The organism is Microbispora catharanthi, from assembly GCF_006334915.2.
Classification (GTDB): domain Bacteria; phylum Actinomycetota; class Actinomycetes; order Streptosporangiales; family Streptosporangiaceae; genus Microbispora; species Microbispora catharanthi.
Map to the genome: position 1 here is coordinate 1 of NZ_VDMA02000026.1, position 16918 is coordinate 16918.

17 protein-coding genes and 1 pseudogene are annotated in these 16918 nt (G+C 66.4%); 8 read left to right on the top strand and 10 right to left on the bottom strand.

The window, feature by feature from the left end:
- Positions 1–82 precede the first annotated feature (82 nt).
- From FH610_RS35265 to FH610_RS35280, 3 genes are all read right to left on the bottom strand, one after another.
- Positions 83–415 (bottom strand): type II toxin-antitoxin system PemK/MazF family toxin, encoded by a 333-nt coding sequence (locus FH610_RS35265; RefSeq protein WP_139579583.1) that lies wholly within the window; start codon positions 413–415, stop codon positions 83–85.
- Positions 416–1189: 774 nt separating this feature from the next.
- A complete protein-coding gene (locus FH610_RS35275) occupies positions 1190–1534 on the bottom strand; it encodes a tyrosine-type recombinase/integrase (protein ID WP_240809390.1) in 345 nt (114 codons plus the stop codon).
- Positions 1535–1605: 71 nt separating this feature from the next.
- A complete protein-coding gene (locus tag FH610_RS35280) occupies positions 1606–2286 on the bottom strand; it encodes a FadR/GntR family transcriptional regulator (RefSeq protein ID WP_139579586.1) in 681 nt (226 codons plus the stop codon).
- A 42-nt stretch (positions 2287–2328) separates the two neighbouring features.
- On the opposite strand from FH610_RS35280, the gene FH610_RS35285 reads away from it, so the two are divergent.
- On the top strand, positions 2329–3585 hold the full coding sequence (locus FH610_RS35285; RefSeq protein WP_161628153.1) for an MFS transporter: 1257 nt from the start codon (positions 2329–2331) through the stop codon (positions 3583–3585).
- 509 nt (positions 3586–4094) lie between these two features.
- On the opposite strand, the gene FH610_RS35290 is transcribed toward FH610_RS35285, so the two are convergent.
- Positions 4095–4523 (bottom strand): hypothetical protein, encoded by a 429-nt coding sequence (locus FH610_RS35290; protein WP_139579588.1) that lies wholly within the window; start codon positions 4521–4523, stop codon positions 4095–4097.
- Positions 4524–5096: 573 nt separating this feature from the next.
- On the opposite strand from FH610_RS35290, the gene FH610_RS35295 reads away from it, so the two are divergent.
- The 3 genes from FH610_RS35295 (at position 5097) to FH610_RS35305 (ending at position 8255) form a co-directional block, all read left to right on the top strand.
- On the top strand, positions 5097–6374 hold the full coding sequence (locus FH610_RS35295) for an ABC transporter substrate-binding protein (protein ID WP_139579589.1): 1278 nt from the start codon (positions 5097–5099) through the stop codon (positions 6372–6374).
- A 71-nt stretch (positions 6375–6445) separates the two neighbouring features.
- Positions 6446–7402 carry a carbohydrate ABC transporter permease gene (locus FH610_RS35300; RefSeq protein WP_139579590.1) on the top strand — a complete coding sequence of 319 codons (957 nt, stop codon included), beginning with the start codon at positions 6446–6448 and terminating at the stop codon, positions 7400–7402.
- Between the two features lie 10 nt (positions 7403–7412).
- A complete protein-coding gene (locus FH610_RS35305) occupies positions 7413–8255 on the top strand; it encodes a carbohydrate ABC transporter permease (protein WP_139579591.1) in 843 nt (280 codons plus the stop codon).
- 222 nt (positions 8256–8477) lie between these two features.
- Here FH610_RS35305 and FH610_RS35310 read toward each other — a convergent pair whose 3' ends face one another.
- The 4 genes and pseudogenes from FH610_RS35310 to FH610_RS45760 all read right to left on the bottom strand — a co-directional run.
- Positions 8478–8909 carry a hypothetical protein gene (locus FH610_RS35310; protein WP_139579592.1) on the bottom strand — a complete coding sequence of 144 codons (432 nt, stop codon included), beginning with the start codon at positions 8907–8909 and terminating at the stop codon, positions 8478–8480.
- Between the two features lie 215 nt (positions 8910–9124).
- Complete coding sequence (locus tag FH610_RS35315) at positions 9125–10132, bottom strand: phosphotransferase (protein WP_205826299.1); 1008 nt, start codon at positions 10130–10132, stop codon at positions 9125–9127.
- Positions 10133–10560: 428 nt separating this feature from the next.
- Complete coding sequence (locus FH610_RS35320) at positions 10561–11091, bottom strand: RICIN domain-containing protein (protein ID WP_161628154.1); 531 nt, start codon at positions 11089–11091, stop codon at positions 10561–10563.
- A 282-nt stretch (positions 11092–11373) separates the two neighbouring features.
- Positions 11374–11427 (bottom strand): annotated as a pseudogene (locus tag FH610_RS45760) (VOC family protein); the annotation flags it as partial.
- A 404-nt stretch (positions 11428–11831) separates the two neighbouring features.
- On the opposite strand from FH610_RS45760, the gene FH610_RS44010 reads away from it, so the two are divergent.
- The 3 genes from FH610_RS44010 to FH610_RS35335 all read left to right on the top strand — a co-directional run bounded on the left by FH610_RS44010 (position 11832) and on the right by FH610_RS35335 (position 14218).
- On the top strand, positions 11832–11981 hold the full coding sequence (locus FH610_RS44010; protein ID WP_205826300.1) for a hypothetical protein: 150 nt from the start codon (positions 11832–11834) through the stop codon (positions 11979–11981).
- Positions 11982–12040: 59 nt separating this feature from the next.
- On the top strand, positions 12041–13270 hold the full coding sequence (locus tag FH610_RS35330; RefSeq protein WP_139579594.1) for a cytochrome P450 family protein: 1230 nt from the start codon (positions 12041–12043) through the stop codon (positions 13268–13270).
- Positions 13271–13414: 144 nt separating this feature from the next.
- A complete protein-coding gene (locus FH610_RS35335) occupies positions 13415–14218 on the top strand; it encodes an aminotransferase class IV family protein (RefSeq protein WP_139579595.1) in 804 nt (267 codons plus the stop codon).
- Positions 14219–14311: 93 nt separating this feature from the next.
- Here the strand turns inward: FH610_RS35335 and FH610_RS35340 are convergent, their stop codons facing one another.
- Both FH610_RS35340 and FH610_RS35345 read right to left on the bottom strand, forming a co-directional pair.
- Positions 14312–15196: a helix-turn-helix domain-containing protein gene (locus FH610_RS35340; protein ID WP_240809391.1), complete on the bottom strand. Its 885-nt coding sequence runs from the start codon at positions 15194–15196 to the stop codon at positions 14312–14314.
- Positions 15197–15297: 101 nt separating this feature from the next.
- Positions 15298–15855 carry a DinB family protein gene (locus tag FH610_RS35345; protein WP_139579597.1) on the bottom strand — a complete coding sequence of 186 codons (558 nt, stop codon included), beginning with the start codon at positions 15853–15855 and terminating at the stop codon, positions 15298–15300.
- Positions 15856–15953: 98 nt separating this feature from the next.
- Between FH610_RS35345 and FH610_RS35350 the strand changes: the two genes are divergently transcribed.
- A complete protein-coding gene (locus FH610_RS35350) occupies positions 15954–16907 on the top strand; it encodes a helix-turn-helix transcriptional regulator (RefSeq protein WP_139579598.1) in 954 nt (317 codons plus the stop codon).
- Positions 16908–16918: the final 11 nt, after the last annotated feature.

A 16918-nucleotide genomic window follows, 5' to 3' on the forward strand; every position in this document is an offset into this window, starting at 1 on the left:
GGGCGCCGCTGATATGGCGCGGCCACCATTGACCATCTCGACGAGACCGGCCGCGCCATCGGCGGCGTCCATCCCGCTCTGCCTACTTGAGTCCACCGAGACGAAGGGCATCCTCGATCTCGCTGAGCTTCGCGGACGGCAGGACGCCCGCCTGCCCGATCAGGTCTTCCATGGCCAGGGTGACCAGCCAAGTGCAAGGGATGAGGTCGGGACGTGGAAGTGCGACTCTCAGGACGCCTTCGAGAGGCAGTCCTTCGGGGGCACCTACTGCCACCTCAACGGCCACGCCGCTGAGATCGGTGCCCGTGGGAGCGACGATCTGCATCGCCAAGAAACCGGACGCCTCTTCTCCCGACAGCAGTACGACTGCCCGCTGCTCCTTGAAATCCGCCCACCAGACTTCGCCACGTCGCATATGTCCTCCTGATACGGGACGGCGCGCCTGCGTCGCCCCTTCGACCGCCGCCTACTCCAGGCACAGATCGTAATGTTGGCTGGTCAGGTCCTGTGAGAAGACGGCTGCGGCCACCGATGATCATCGTAAGCTGTGTGGACAAACGAAGATCATGCGGTGGCCGCAGCTCACAACGTAGACCCTGCCCGGTGGCAGGAGGCGTTCGAGGGTCTGATGGGCCGGATAGCGGCGAGGTACGCGCGGGTCGAACCACGCCTTCGGCGTCCCACCGCTCGAACCGGTTGTGGATCGTATGCACATACGCTGTCTCGATGATGAGCCCGTCGTGCCCTGCCGTGATCCTCGTCCGTGGTTCCGTCTTCCCATCGACCGACGCACCCACTAATCGGCCATCGATAACGTTGGCGACGGCGAAGAGTCCCTACTCGGGTCTCACCTCGTCCGCGAGTGAGCGAAGAAGGCTGCTCATAGTCTCTCCCTTTCCCAGTGCATGTCATCGGAGCCACAGCTCAAGACCGTGATCGCCGTGCCATTAGCGGGCCATTAAGGACGGTCAGCAGTGGGGTACTCACGGTCGCTCGCGGACTGTCCCTCGCTCAGGTCGCGGTCGTTTTCCCTGGGGATCAGGCCGATTTGCAAGCAGGAAGTCAGGGGTTCGAATCCCCTAGGCTCCACCAGCCCAAAACGCTGCTTCTCCGATCATAGAAGCGGCGTTCGTGTCATCAGCGTGCCATTAGCTCTTGCCGGCATCGCGCTCTGCCTCGACTCGCGCGCTCAGCCATCGGCGATCTTCCGGTCGGCGTCTCGCGTGGCGTGCTGGTAGATCAGCGCGGCCCGGGCGCTGTCGTGGCCCATCCGCGCCTTGAGGTCGGCCAGGATTGCGCCCGACTGTGCGGCGAGCGTGTTGCCCGTGTGCCGCAGGTCGTGGAAGTGCAGGCCCTTGACGCCCATCTCCTTGAGCGCTTCCGCCCGCTTGGCCTCACGCCGGAAGTTGCCACCGCGGAGGAACGCACCGCGCTTGCCGAGAAAGTCCGCCTCCGGTGTTGAGGCTGATACGGCCGAAGGCCGCACCGTCCGCCGCCCCATCACGCTGCTGTCTAGGTATGTCAGCACGATCACCGGCCTGCAGTGCTTCGCGTTGCGGGGCATCGTCGGAGACGCCTCGCCCGAGCGGGGAGGCAAGTGCGTGGTCAGCGCATGAAGGGTTTGAAGATGGAAACCACCTTCGTGGCAGCACGGTCGGCGTCCCCGTCCGCGATCGCCTCGACCAGCTCGTGGTGGTAGCGGTGTGCCGCGTCCTCATCCTCGCTCTTCTCGTCGCGCATATGGGCAGCGAAGATGTCGAGCATGCTGGAGTACAGCTTGACGTAGAGAGGGTTGTGCGTCGCTGCCACGATCGCGCGGTGCAGGGCGAGGTCAGCGCTCGCTCGCAGGTCGGGATCATCGGTCGCCCAGCTCGCTTCTCGACGGTCGCGCAGCTCGCGCAGCAGTTCGACGTCGGCATCTGAGCGGTTCAATGCGGCCAGTGACGCTGCAGCGCTGTCAAGGGCAAGGCGTAGTTCCAGGTAGTGGCGACGGGTGCCACCGGCGAGCTGACGTTCAAGAGTGCCTGTCAGCTCGGAGCTGGAGATGACGAAGGTGCCGCGGCCCTGCTCACGGCGCAGCAGACCTGCGTGCACCAGCGACTGCACCGCCTCGCGCACCGTGTTCCGACCGATCCCGAACTCCGACACCAGTGCGGCCTCGGTCGGTATCCGCTCACCGACCGGCCAGCGTCCAGAGACCACCTCCTCGCGGAAGCGCTCGGCGGCCTGGTCGATGAGTCCCACTCGACGCATCGGCTGTCGCGTGCCAGACTCTTCGAAAGTCATCCCATAACCCCATCATCTGCTAACCTTACAATGGAGTATAACGTGGCAACGCTCTCCTCGTCGCTCGTTCCGTTGCATCGTGGGCGTCTGACCTTGTGGGCCTGGCTCGCCATCGCCCTGACAGCGGTCAACCTGCGAACGGCCGTGACCGGGTTCACCCCGCTTCTGGAGATCATCGGATCCGATCTCGGCTTCGGGGTGACGCTGTCCGGCCTGCTCGGCACTGTGCCAGCGGTGTCCTTTGGCATCTTCGGGTTTCTCGCCCCAGCGGTGACGAGGAAGTTCGGACTCGAGCGCACGGCCACTGTGGCGCTGGGCCTGACGGCTCTGTCGCTCCTGATGCGCGCCTTCTCTCCAACGCCCTTGTTGCTGGTGCTTTCCACCGTGCTGGCACTGGCCGGAATCGGAGCCGCGAACGTCGTGGTCGTTCCGTTGGTGAAGGCATGGTTCGCCGATCGGCTGGCCCTGGGGACTTCGCTTTACCTGATCCTCATGCAGGCGGGCCAGTTCATCGCCCCGCTCCTCGCGGTCCCGGTGGCAGAGGCGGCGACGTGGCGGTTCTCGGTGGGTATCTGGGCGGGACCAGCTGCTGTGGCCGGCGTGGTCTGGCTCATCCTGGCAGTCAGGCTGCCCGCTGATCACCACGCGCCCGCGGCCGTGACGGCGGCCGATGCGGGACCAAGGATCAGCCGGTCGTCAACCGTCTGGGGCCTGGTGATCCTCTTCGCGATGATTTCGCTGTCCAACTACGGGATCATCACCTGGGTCCCGGCAGTGCTCACCGATGCAGGAGGCAGCGCGGCCCTGGGCGGCTCCATGGTCGCGCTCTACTCGGCATGGGGCATGCTCGCGGCCTTGGTGGTTCCACACCTGGCCACGCGCATGACGAACCCGTTCATCGTGGTCGTCGGGTGCGCGATCTTCCTGGTAGCGGGATACCTGGGCATGCTCCTGTCCCCGCTCGACGGCACGCTGATGTGGGCATGCGCGCTGGGAATCGGGGTGAGCACCTTCCCGCTCTGCATGACCCTCATCAACCGTCGAACCAAGAGCCCGCAGACAGCCTCCGCCGTGTCAGGCTTCGTTCAGGGCATCGGCTATGGGCTGGCATGCTTCGGCCCGATCGGTTTGGGCCTTCTGCGCGAGGCGACCGGATCATGGTCGATCCCGCTCCTGGCGCTCGCTGCGACCGCCATCCCAGGGGTGATCGCCGGCTGGTTCGCCTGCCGTCCTCGCTTCGTGGAGGACTCTGCGCCACAGCCGACGAAGCACGACGCCGACCAGCAGCCGCGACGATAAGAGTCACGCGTCGAACAGATCCGAATTCGTGTCAGCGGCCGCACGCCATCGATACGCCGCTGCTTCCACGAACGTCCATTTCTACCGGCTCCGCGAGACGGCGTGAACTTCCTGGGCCATTCAGCACGGCCACCAGGGGCCAGTCACCGTCAGTTCCACCCCACGTCACAGGCCACCTCCCTTGACCAGGAAGTGGAGTGTTGTTGTTCGCTGAAACAGACTAAAGGGGGACGGCATAGTGATCGTGCAGCGGGTCGTGATCCGGTGGACCAAGCAGGCGCGCGGCGCCGCGGAGGCTACGCGTCGACGTGAGATTCCCCCGGCTTTCGAGCTGCCGCCGATCCCCGGCGCGCCACTCGTCGTCCACGATCTTCTTGCCGAGGAGCGGAGCCGTGGCACCGCGAGCTGTTCTTCAGCGAGGAGACTCCACCCTGGAGCCGGCTCCACGGAACCCCGAGGCACGTCGGGGCCGGCCACTTCGGCGGGCGAGGCGGCCGGCCCGTTTCAGGTCAGGCCGGGATCTGCTTCTCGTACCAGGTGTAGTAGAGGTAGGTGCTGCCGGGCCCGGTCATGGTGCCGTAGACCTGCCAGAAAGTGTTGGCGCCGGGCGAGTAGCGGAAGATCTTGTCCCCGGGCCGGTCGTCCACGAACACGTCCGTGGGCCCGCCCGGGTGATAGATCCGCACCTCGATCGTGAACGTCTCAGTGTCAGGGATGTCGAGGCAGACCTCGTACGTGTATGCCGTCGAACCGGAGAGATTGTAGCTACGACCATCCACCGCAGGCCGCTGGTCGTTGGTGGGGACGTAGCTGTTCCGGACCCAGGTGTAGCCGCCTGTGGAGCAGTCGACTGCCGAGGCGGACGCGGGGCTGATGCCGGTGAGCGTGGCGCCGAGGACGCAGGTGGTGACGGCGAGAGCGGAGATCGTGCGTTTCATGCCTCTCCTCATCCGTGCAGTGACCCTTCGACCAAGTAGTTGAAGGCTGAACTGATTCTGACCCGGCAGCGATACTTGGACAAGCCTGGGCAAAGGTGTTTGCGCGTTCGAGTCAAGGTGACGCCTCTGGCCCGTGGGCGTCGGATCTCTTCCTCGTTCCCGGTGACCTGCGGTGAAGGCCGCCTCCGTTGTCCTGGTGAGGGGCGGCACGTCTCCGAAAACATAAAACCAGTGGGCCGATTGTTTCAGGCAGCCGGCCGCTAGATTATTGACGCTCAGGTTGACAGCGGCCTAATGTCCTGGAGCAATGATCGACGTGATGCCGCCGAAAGTTTCAGGCTCCAGAGCGTGGAGTCAGCAGACTCCGCAGGTGAAATACCAGGTCAGCATGGCGGTGCCGAACCTGTCCGGTGTTCGCGGTCCGGAGTCTGAAGTAGCACGGCGCCCTCGCCGTCCTACGCTCCAGGCAAGCACGGGGGTCCTGAACGTAGGAGGTGTCCGGCGAGCGCAGCGCACTCTCAATGCCGGGCCGCGCATCACATCCCTGACCACAGCAACCGAAAAGAGGTCGCCGTGAAGTTCCGCAACGTCTCAGCGGTCGTGCTCGCCGCTACCGCGGCCCTCAGCATGGCAGCGTGCTCAGGCTCGTCGTCCGAGACTTCCTCCGGCGGATCCGACGGCAAGTCGTTCGAGTTCTGGTCGTTCACCGGGATCAACGCGAAGGGGTCCGCCGAGGAGTACAAGAAGATAAAGCCGGACGTGCAGATCAAGCTGACCGAGGTGGGGAACGCACAGGAGACGGCGCAGGCGCTCACCACCGCGCTCGCCGGCGGCAAAGTGCCCGACCTGGTGCTGATCCAGGGCGACGACTTGCCCAAGTTCGTCCAGCAACCGCAGAACTTCGTCGACCTGCGCACGATGGGCGCCGACAAGATCAAGGGCGACTACCTCGACTGGGTGATCAGCCAGTCCACGACCAAGGACGGCGCGATCATCGGCATCCCGACCGACGTCGGCGGCATGGCCATCGCCTACCGGACCGACCTGTTCAAGAAGGCCGGGCTGCCGACGGACCGCGAGGAGGTGGGCAAGCTCTGGCCCACCTGGGACGCCTTCATCGAAACCGGCAAGAAGTACACGGCGGCCACCGGCAAGGCGTTCATCGACAACGCCGGCGGGAGCATCTACTCGCAGGTTGTCAACCAGGGGCAGGAGAAGTACTACGACCCCGCGGGCAATCTGGTGTACGAACGGAGCCCCCAGGTCAAGACCGCCTTCGACCAGGCGCTCAAGGCCGTGGCCGCCGGGATCACCGCCAAGCAGAGCACGTTCACCGAAGGCTGGAGCGCCGCGATGAAGAGGGGGGACTTCGCCGCCATCGCCGCACCGGTCTGGTTGCTCGGCTCCATCCGCGACAACGCCCCCGACACCAAGGGCGAGTGGGACATTGCCACGATCCCCGGCGGCTCGGGCAACTGGGGTGGCAGCTTCCTCGCCATCCCCAAGGGCGCCAAGAACCCGAAGGCCGCCTGGGACTACATCGCCGCCACGCAGTCGCCGCAGGGCCAGCTCGACCACTTCGCCCAGGCCAGGTCACTGCCCTCAACCCCGTCGGTCTACAAGGACCCCAAGCTCACCTCTGCCAAGGACGAGTTCTTCTCCGGAGCGCCGATCGGCACGATCTACACCAACTCGCTGCTCGGCCTCAAGCCGTTCCTCATCGGGCCGGACAGCACCACGATCGGCACGGAGTTCACGAACGCCATCACCAACGTCGAGCAGGGCAAGGGTGATCCCGCAAAGGCGTGGGACGCGGCGGTGACCAACATCAAGACCGCCATCGGCGGCTAGGACCCTTCACGAGCGCCGCCGGCGCGGGCCGTCCCCACGGCGCGCGCCGGCGGCGGGGAAGCGAGCAGACCGTGACGACGAGCATCACCCCCACCAAGGCGGGCCTGCCCCCCGCCCCGCCGGTGGAGGCGGCGCGGCGCGGTTTCACCGAGATCGTTGCTCCCTACGCCTACATCGCCCCGTTCTTCGTGCTCTTCGCGGTGTTCGGCCTCATCCCGCTGCTGTTCACCTTCTACGTGGCGCTGTTCGACTGGAACCCGATCGGCGAGCACGTGTTCGTCGGCCTGGACAACTTCAGCCGGCTGCTCGGGGACGTGCGGTTCTGGAACGCGGCGCGCAACACCGTGAGCATCTGGCTGCTGTCCACCGTGCCGCAGTTGCTGGTCGCGCTGGTGCTCGCGCACATGCTCAACCACGTACGGCTGCGCCTCGCGGTGTTCTTCCGCATGACGATGCTCGTGCCGTACATCACCTCGGTGGCGGCCACCGCCATCGTGTTCAGCCAGATGTTCGACCGCGACTACGGGTTGCTGAACTGGCTGCTCGGTCTGGTGGGCTTCGAGCACATCGACTTCACCCAGTCGGTGATGGGCAGCCACGTGCTGATCGCCGTCATGGTGGCATGGCGGTGGTTCGGCTACACGACGCTCCTCTATCTGGCTTCCCTGCAGGCCGTTCCCCGGGCGATCTACGAGGCGGCCGCCGTCGACGGAGCCGGAGGTGCGCGGCAGTTCCTGCACATCTCCCTCCCCTCGTTGCGGCCGGTCATCGTGTTCACGATCGTGACCTCGACGATCGGCGGACTGCAGATCTTCACCGAGGCCCTGCTCGTGAACCGCGGCGCAGCCAGCACCTGCGGGCCGATCCGCCAGTGCCAGACGCTCACTCTCTTCCTGTTCGAGCAGGGGTTCACCCAGTTCAAGTTCGGCTACGCAGCGGCGATCGGCGTGGCGCTGTTCGTGATGGTCGTCGCGCTCGCCGGCCTCAACTACTTCCTGTCCACCCGGATCCGCCCGGTCAAGGGCTGAGGGGGCGATCATGAGCACCAAGAGACCACGCTCCGGCGATCGTGTCCGATGGTGGGCCTACGCGCTGCTCGCGCTCGCCGCCTTCGCCTGCCTGTTCCCCCTGTACTGGATGTTCGTCGTCGCCACCACCGACACCGCGACGGCGATCAAGCTGCCGCCCGAGATCGTGCCGGGCGGCAACTTCTTCCACCTGGCCGGCCTGGTGTTCTCGACCGTGCCGTTCGTCCGGTCGATCGTCAACAGCCTGATCGTGGCCGGGGCGATCGGCGTGGGCCAGGCGGTGCTGTGCGCGCTGGCAGGCTTCGCGTTCGCCAAGATGCGCTTCCGCGGCCGCGACGCGCTGTTCCTGTTCGTCGTCCTGACGATGACCGTGCCGACCCAGCTCGCCATCGTCCCTCAGTACATGATCATTTCATCGCTGGGCTGGGTGGACACGCTCCAGGCGCTGATCGTCCCCGGGTTGGCCAACGCCTTCGGCATCTTCTGGATGCGCCAGCACATAGCGTCCGCGATCAGTGACGAGATCCTTCAGGCAGCCCGCATCGACGGGGCTTCGACCTGGCAGATCTTCTGGCGCGTCGCGTTCCCGCTGGTGCGTCCCGCCGCCTTCGTGCTCGGTCTGCTGGGCTTCGTCACCGCGTGGAACGACTTCCTGTGGCCGTTCGTGGTGCTGAAGTCGCCGGAGATGTACACCGTCCAGATCGCGATCAAGGCGTTGCAGAACAGCTTCAACATCGACCTCGGGCTCGCCATGTCCGGCTCCTTCCTCGCCACCCTCCCACTGCTCGTCCTGTTCGTCTTCGTCGGGCGGCGCATGGTGGCCGGGATCATGAACGGCGCCTTCAAGGGCTGAGGCCGCCGCCGCTCACGGGGCCTCGGCGGCGGCGGAGTCCGGTCCTGCAGCAACGAGGGGCTCCACCCCACGTCAAAGGCCACCTCCCGTGATCAGGAGATGGCCTTTGCGATTCCGTACAGCAGCGAAATACAACAACGGCTACGAATCCAGTTGCTCACCGAGCCGCTTGAAAGGTCGGAAGCATGTGGTCGCCGAGCGAGGCGGCCGGCCCGTTCCGAGTCAGGCCGGGATCTGCTTCTCGTTCCACGTGTAGTAGATGTAGGTGCTGTCGGGCCCGGTCATCGTGCCGTAGACCTGCCAGAAGCTGTTGGGGTCGAGCGAGTAGCGGAAGACCTTGTCTCCGGGCCGGTCGTCCACGAACACGGTCTGTGTCCCGTTGTTCCAGATCCTTACCTCGATGGTGAATGTCGAGGTGTCCGGGATGTCGAGGCAGACCTCATATGTGTACGCCAACGGACCGCCGATGTTGTAGCTGTGACCGTCCACCGCCGGCCGCTGGACATTGGTGGGGACGTAGCTGGTCAGAACCCGTGTGTATCCGCCCGTGGAGCAGTCGACCGCGGGGGTGGCTGCGGACGCGGGACCGATACCGGTGAGCGTGGCGCCGAGGACGCCGGTGGTGACGGCGAGAACGGAGATGGTGCGCTTCATGCCTCTCCTCATCCGTGCAGTGACCCTACAACCAAGTAGTTGAAGGCTGAACTGATTCTGACTTAGTTGCCATATCTGGACAAGTCTGGCAAGAATTCGTGCACTTTCGAGTCAAGCGGGTCACGTTCGGCCCTTCATCGATGAACCTGGCCCACTTGTTCTCGGTGAGAGCGCGGTTCGCGAGGGTGGCGCATCCCTCTCCTGCTCCACCAGTCTCAGCTGGATTCGAGATAGCCGGTGAGATAGGTCAACGATGCGGCGATGTCCTCACCGGTGCCGTGCGGCCGGCGCAACTCGTCGACGAAGATGGCGATGTCGGCGAGCCGCCACCAAAGCGCATAGAGAGCGAGGCCGGCGGATGAGACGGTCCGGCCGGTGGCTCGGATGTAACGGACGAGTACGTCATCGTCGCCAACCGGGTTCTTGCCGAGCATGCGGGCGAGGGCGGGGGTGAGCATCCACAGGTCCCGCTCTGGCGGCGCGATCTGCACGGTGCCCCAGTCGATGAGCCGCAGCCCAGCCGGGGTACGCATGACGTTTCCGGGGTGCGGTTCGCCGTGCGTGACCACCCACACCGCCGCAGTGTTTCGTACCTGGTCGACCCGCCGATCGAAGTCGGCGAGCAATCGTTGGACTTGCCCGGCATAGACGGACAGCAGCTTGCGGGCCGGCTCGGCATGAGGCCCGCCGGTCCACTCTCGGTCGAGGTCCTGCAGCGCCTCCTCCAGCTTGTCCCGACCGGGCAGCACCAGGTCAGCCCGTGGTGCGGTGTCCGCCACGATCGGGGTTGCCTCGTGCAACTCGGCCAGCAGGTCGATCACCTCGACACGGTCCTCGGGTCGGTACGCGCCGAAGTGCCCGGCGGCACCTGACACCATTGGAAACACCGACAGGGCGTACCGCGAGTTCAGCCGCCAGATCGCGGCGTCGGTCGTGGTCGGGATCGGCGCAAGGACGAAATCGAGCCCCGCGTCCCGGTGCAGTGCCAGGGCGGCACCGAAGGATCGGCCGAGCCGGTCGAACGCGTCGTCACGTCCAGCGTCCTCGACGCCGAGGTCGTCCACCTTGACGAACCACGCCGTCCCACGTTGGTCCACCACCGACCAGTGGTAGCTGCCTGCGCCCACCGGGAGGTACTCGACCGAGTGGGGCTCTATGCCCCATCCCTCGGTCATTGCCACCATCAGTTTGGCTTCCGCCAGACCTGCCGGTTTATCCCGCATACGCCGATATTCTGTCCCACTCACCGCAGGACCGCAGATCACTTGCCACGCCTCCGCGCAGATGCAGCCCTAGCGATCGCCACGGCGTGGCCGGTCACCAGATGTGCTTGGGGGCGATCGACGAGCCAGGGTTCGGTCCCTACCCTGGCTCGCCGGGAGAACGTGGCTGCGGGCCGCCCGCCGGTACACAGCGCCCGCCGGTACACAGCGCCCGCCGGACCAAGCCGCACCCGCCGACCACAGGCGCGCCGCCGCCACACTGATGCAGCACGACGATCGCCCTGCTGCGGCCGGCCATCACACGGGTTGGGGGCGGTCGACGGGCCGGGACTTCATTCCTGGGCCCCGGCCCACCGAAGGCGGGTTGCCGTCCCGCCTGCCGCTCATGCCCTGCGGTGCGTCGGGAAGGTGCCGGGTGCGGCCGGAGATCAGGAAAGGGTGTCCTTGACCACGATCTGGCCGTCGTCGATCACGAATTTCTGGTTGTTGTTGGGCACACACTGCCACAGATATACCGGCGCGAGGTTGGCACGGCTGTTGGTGACGTCCAGACAAATGCGGTTGCCTGAGTTGAGGGTGGACTTGAGGATGATCAGGCCCCTTTGGAGGACCCAGAGCTGGTTGGCGTTTCCCAGGCACTGCCACTGGTATACGCGGGTGCCGTTGGCGCGGTTGTTGGAGGCGTCCAGACACATCTCCCGGCCCTTACCGATGGTGTCTTCCACCTTGATGAGGCCGTTGTCGAAGACGAACTTCTGGTTGGAGTTGTTGTTCTGGCATTCCCACAGGTACATCTGGGTGCCGTTGCCACGATTGTTGCTGACGTCGACGCACGCCGGGGGGCCGACCAGGGGCGTGCGGCCGGCGTGCCGGCGAGCAGAGGCCACGGCGGGCACGGTGGTAACCGCACCGACCGCGGCGGAGATGACGGCGACGGCTAGCAGACGGCGAGCAAGCATGGTTGCCTCCCGAGAGAGTTGATCGAGACGTAAGCACAATGTCATCACTCACCGTCACTGATCAATTACGACTCGCATGCGCTCGCTGTGCGGCGGAACCCGGGCCTGTCGGAGACGGCGGCGCCGACAGGGAAGGTTCACAGCTTCGGCAAGATCCGGAATGCGCTCGGAATGATCTCATCGCCAAGCGATCAAGAGTCGTCCTCGCGTGAGGCTGTCAGGGCGGCGGCCGGCATGTGCCCTGGGGGCGGCTCCCGGCCGCCGGAGTTCGGGCCGGTCGTGTCAGACCAGGCAGAACTCGTTTCCCTCCGGGTCGGCCATCACCACGTGATCGGGCCGATGTCACCTTGTGGGGGCGCGGCGAGGCGTCCTTTCGGAAGAGCCGCCGCTGAGCCCCGTAAGAACTTCTCAAGCACGCTCTCAGAGTGACTGTCGATATCGCGGTGGTCGTCGAGAACCAATTCGATGTCTTCGGGGGCCATGCTGCCTGTGCTCAATCATGGCGTCCTTGGCGCGGCTGGCATGGCGCACCGTCTGACCCGAGCTGCACCGTTTTCGCTGCGGCTCTGGTAAGACGTACGGCACATGTGGCTTCCTGTCATATATAGCCCGGACTACCCGGTCAATCGTGTGTCCGCAAAACGGCAGGGAGGCCACGTGGAATCGCGTCTCACCTATTTCGGCAACTTCCTCGCGCAAGCAGACAATCGTTTGACGAGGACCGGCAGCGCGTTGCTCTGATGTCCCTCATCGTCGTCATCAACGCCATCGACCAGCCTGCTGGGCACTACCGGCCTGGCCGGTTCGGCGAGGAGCAGATCGCCCAGACATGGCCCGAGACAGACTCCGGGATTCCGCATCCGGCCACCGTGGCGAGCCCGACCGGATGAGCCTGCCCGTGAGGCCCCCTTCCCGCCGCTCCACCATCGCGACTTGAAGGAGAAGACAGATGTCCCAGCCCCTCCCGTTCGTCATCGATCCCACCGGTGCCGACCGGCACGCCGAATATCGGGCACTGAGGGCTCGTGGCCCGGCCACCCCCGTGGACGTCCTCGGCCTGCGCGCCTGGGCGGTCAGCGACCCCGCCGTCCTCAAGACTCTTCTCACCAGCCCCGATGTCTCCAAGGACGGCCGTGCGCACTACCCGGCCTTTCAGCAGACGACCAGCACCTGGCCGCTCGCGCTGTGGATCGCGGTGCAGAACATGTTCACCGCGTACGGCGCAGACCACCGCAGGTTACGGCGGATGGTCGCTCCCGCCTTCAGCGCACGCCGCATCGCCGAGCTGAAACCGACCATTCGGTCCATGGTCACCGAGTTGATCGACGACCTCGCCGCGGTGCCCGGCGGCGAGGTGGTGGACCTGCGCGAGCGACTCGCGTTCCCGCTGCCCATCGCCGTGATCGGCCACCTGATGGGCGTGCCGGAAGACCAGCGGGAAGGTTTCCGGAAGCTGGTCGACCGCGTCTTCGACAGCACGCTCACGCCTGAGCAGGCCCAGGCCAACAGCGCACGCCTCTACGAGCGCATCGACCAGTTGATCGCCACCAAGCGCAGCAACCCCGGCGACGACATGACCTCCTTCCTCATCGCGGCACGGGACGAGGATTCGGCCGGCGCGGGCTTCACCGATCAGGAACTGCGCGACACGCTGTCTTTGATGATCAACGCCGGGTATGAGACGACCGTCAACGTCATCGACCAGGCCGTCTTCGCGATGCTGACGTCCTCCGACCAGCTTCACCTCGTCCAAACCGGCCAGGCCACCTGGGACGACGTGGTGGAGGAGACCCTTCGCCACGAGCCCGCCGTCAAGTACCTGCCACTGCGTTTCGCCGTCACCGACGTCAAGCTGCCCGACGGGCAGATCATCTCGGCGGGGGATCCCATCCTCGCCGCATACGCGGCCGCCAACCGTCATCCGGAATGGCACGGGCCGGACGCCGACACCTTCGACGTCACCCGTAGGGTCAAGGATCATCTGGCGTTCGGCTATGGCGTGCACTTCTGCCTCGGCGCTCCTCTGGCCCGCCTCGAAGTCGCAGAAGCCCTCCGTCAGCTCTTCGAGCGTTTCCCCACCATGTCACTCGCGGTGCCGGCCGCTGCGTTGCAGCCGATCCCCACCCTCATCAGCAACGGTCACCGGGAGCTCCTCGTGCACCTGCGTGCCGTCGAGTAGCACGGCCGGCCAGGCTCCACCCACCCACTCAGGAGCCCAGGCAGGGACCCTTCTCCCTGCCGGGGCTTCGGTTGATGTGAGGCATTAACGTCGCCCATGGCGGTTGTCCGCAGTCCAATCCATATCGCACTGCTGGAGCGATGTATGTCCTCTTATGTTGCTCAACGTAATGGCCACGCGGCGAGCGCCGAAGAGCTGGCGCCGCTCGCCTTCGGGGGCTATGCCCACTTCACTGCCATGCAGGTACGTGGAGGCCGGGTCCGGGGCCTCGACCTCCATCTGGAGCGGCTGCGATCCGCCTCCATGGAACTGTTCGGCCGGGCATTGCCCGACGATCGAGTGCGGGCCTGTCTGCGGGCGGCGCTACAGGCCGGTCCGGCCGACCTTTCGCTGACAGCCACCGTTTACCCCCCAATAGGCGGGTTCACGGTGACAGGGGCTTCTTCGGAGCCCGAGTTGCTGGTGCGTACCGGACCGGCCGCGTCCGGCCCGCCGGGCCCGCTCACGCTGGCAGTGGTCGAGTACGAACGGGTCCTCCCGGCCGTGAAGCATGTCGGCGAGATAGCCAAGACGTATTTTCCCCGTCAGGCCGTTCGACAGGGCTTCGACGACGCCGCCTTCGTCGACCGTCGGGGCCGGCTCAGCGAGGGGTCGATCTGGAATCTGGCCTTCTGGGACGGCGCGGCCGTGGTGTGGCCCGAGGCCGAGATGCTGAGCGGCACCACGATGGGTATCGTCCGGCGGCAACTGGATCGCCTCGGTGTGCCCCAACGCGTCCAGGAGGTCACGCTCGCGGACCTGCCGGCTTTGGCGGGGGCCGTGGTGATGAACTCATGGACCCCGGGAGTGCCGGTGCGCCGGATCGGCGCTGTGTCCTTGCCCGAAGCGTCATCCTTCGTGCAGATGCTGCACCGGGCCTACCAGGCCGAACCGCTCACTCCGCTGTAGGGGCCGGCCCGGCATCGTCCCGGACCACACCCTTCGCAACGGCCGGCCCGCCCCAATGACACCCCGAATCGGCGATGACGAGGGGCGGGCGGCTCAGCCGTGGGCGCGGATGGCGGCGATCAGCCAGGTGAAAGCCGGCATGGCCGACGGCGCGGGCTCACGGCCGTTGAGCACGGCCAGCAGTTGCCAGTAGCGCTCCACTCGGGCGTCGGCGACGGTCTCAAGCCACCGACGCAGTTCGGCGCGTTCATCGGCCGGCATGCCGGGCTCGATGATCAGGTTCAGAATCGACCGGCCTTCGGCCGACTCCGGTGTGATCGATTCGGCCATCGCCCGGTTGGCGTGCTCCAGGGTCGGTGACCGGAGCGCATAGCCGTAGCGCGACGACATCGATGAGGCACCGGCCAGGGCGATCCGCCGGAGCCGTTGCCGGAAGTCCTCGCCGCCGACCAGATCGGTCAGCTCGATCCAGGCGTCCACCTGGCCTGGGGTCGGGTCGTCCGGCAGCTCATCGGGCAGCTCCCGCATCCACGTCGCGACCACCTCGGCGTCGTCATCCAGTGCGATCCCCGAGAACGTGTTCTCGATGAACCCGTCGATGACCTGCTGCCGCTGGGCGGCGGACAGGTGAGCGAGTTTGTGCGTCATCGTCGTCTCCTCGGTTGTGCCGCCGCGCTTGGCGATCGTGCGGAGCACGGCGCGGCGAAGTCTCAGAGCCTTGATCTCCGCGTCCAGCGCCTGGGCGTGCACCTCGGCCACCTCGGCCACCGTGGCTTGCCGCGCCAGGATCCTCCGGACGGCCTCCAGCCCGATACCGAGTTCGCGCAGGGCCCGGACCAGGTCGAATCGGGCCACGGCGGCGGCGTCGTAGAGCCGGTAGCCACCGGCCGAGCGGTCGGTGGGTGCTATCAGACCGCTGTCGGACCAGAAGCGGATGGTGTGAACCGAAAGACCGGTACGTCGAGCGATTCGGCCCACGGTGTATAGCTCTGTTCCGTCAGTCACACGACGAGCCTGCACCTTCGAGCTACTCGAGACTCAAGCCGGCGGTCGTCTTCTGCATTGCCCGTCCTCGCGACTCAGCCCATGCTTTTGGCGCCGTCCAGGGACTCGCGGATGATGTCGGCGTGGCCGGCGTGCTGGGCGGTCTCGGCGATGATGCGCATCAGCACCCGGCGGGCCGACCATCGCGCGCCCGCCTCGAACCACGGGGCCTTCGGCAGCGGCTGGGTCACGTCGAGGTCGGGCAGGGTGGCCACCAGTTCGTCCGTACGGCGGGCCACCTCGGCGTAGGCGGCCAGCACGCCGGCGAGCGTGTCGCCGGGCAGCATCCGGAACTGGTCGGCCCACCAGGCCCGGTCGGCTTCGGTCATGGTCGTGGCGTCACCCATGGCCGACGGGCCGTTCAGGATGAAGTCCACCCAGTTCCGCTCGACCAGGGTGACGTGTTTGATCAGGCCGCCCAGGCACAACTCGCTGGCCGTGGTCCGCCGCCCGGCCTGTTCGTCGGTGAGGTCGCGGGTCGTGAAGCGCAGGAAGTGCCGGTTCGTGGCCAGCGCCGCCAGCAGGTCGGCGCGCTCGCCGCTGATGGCCGGCGCGTCGGCGATGTCGCTGGTGATCGACTCGTTGGTGGTCACAGTTTCTCCGCCTTCTGTTGTTCCGCTCGTCGGTCAGGGACCACGCTAGGAGCCATAGCGGTCACTTTCTGGCCTGAATCGACGAGAGAATCGGCGACATGGCGAACACCAGCACGCGGACGTTGCGGCTGCTCTCCTTGCTCCAAACCCATCGTTACTGGCAGGGCACCGAACTGGCCGAGCGGTTGGGAGTCTCCGTACGCACCCTGCGCCGGGACATCGACCGGCTGCGTGAGCTGGGTTATCCGGTCGAGGCGCAGCGCGGCGTCGACGGCGGCTACCAGCTCGCCGCGGGCGCCGCACTGCCGCCGCTGGTGATCGACGACGAGGAGGCGGTCGCCCTGGCCGTGGGACTGCGGACCGCCGCTCAGGGGGCGGTGGAGGGCATCGCCGAGTCCTCGGTGCGGGTGCTGGCCAAGGTGGTGCAGGTGATGCCGGCCCGGCTGCGGCACCGGGTCGAGGCCCTGCGCACGATGACCGTACCCGCCGAGTGGGGCGGCCCGGCCGGGGTGGGCGTCGATCCGGATGTGCTCACCACGGTCGCGTTGGCCTGCCGCGACCGTGAACAGCTCCGCTTCACCTATCAGGCGGCCGACGGCAGGCAGACCGACCGGCACGTCGAACCGCATCGGCTGGTCTGTCTCAGCCGCCGCTGGTATTTGGTCGCGTACGACCTCACCCGGCACGACTGGCGAAGCTTCCGGGCCGACCGGCTGACCGCGCCGGAGGCCACCGGCTATCGGTTCCGCCCCCGGGACCTGCCCGCCGCCGACGCCGCCGAGTTCGTCCGTGCCGGCCTCGACAACCTGCCTCGTCCGTACCGGGTGGAGGTGCTCGTCGACGCTCCGGCCACCATTGCGCGCGAGCGGATCGGCCGCTATTGCACGGTCGAGGAGGTCGACGCCGGGCATTGCCGGGTCCGGATGACCACGCACTCCCTGGATTGGCCGATCATGTCACTGGGCGTGCTCGGCGCCGAATTCCGCGTCATCGAGCCGCCCGAACTGCTCGACCGGATCCACGACTGGGGAGCTCGGTTCCAACGGGCCTGACGTCCGGTCGT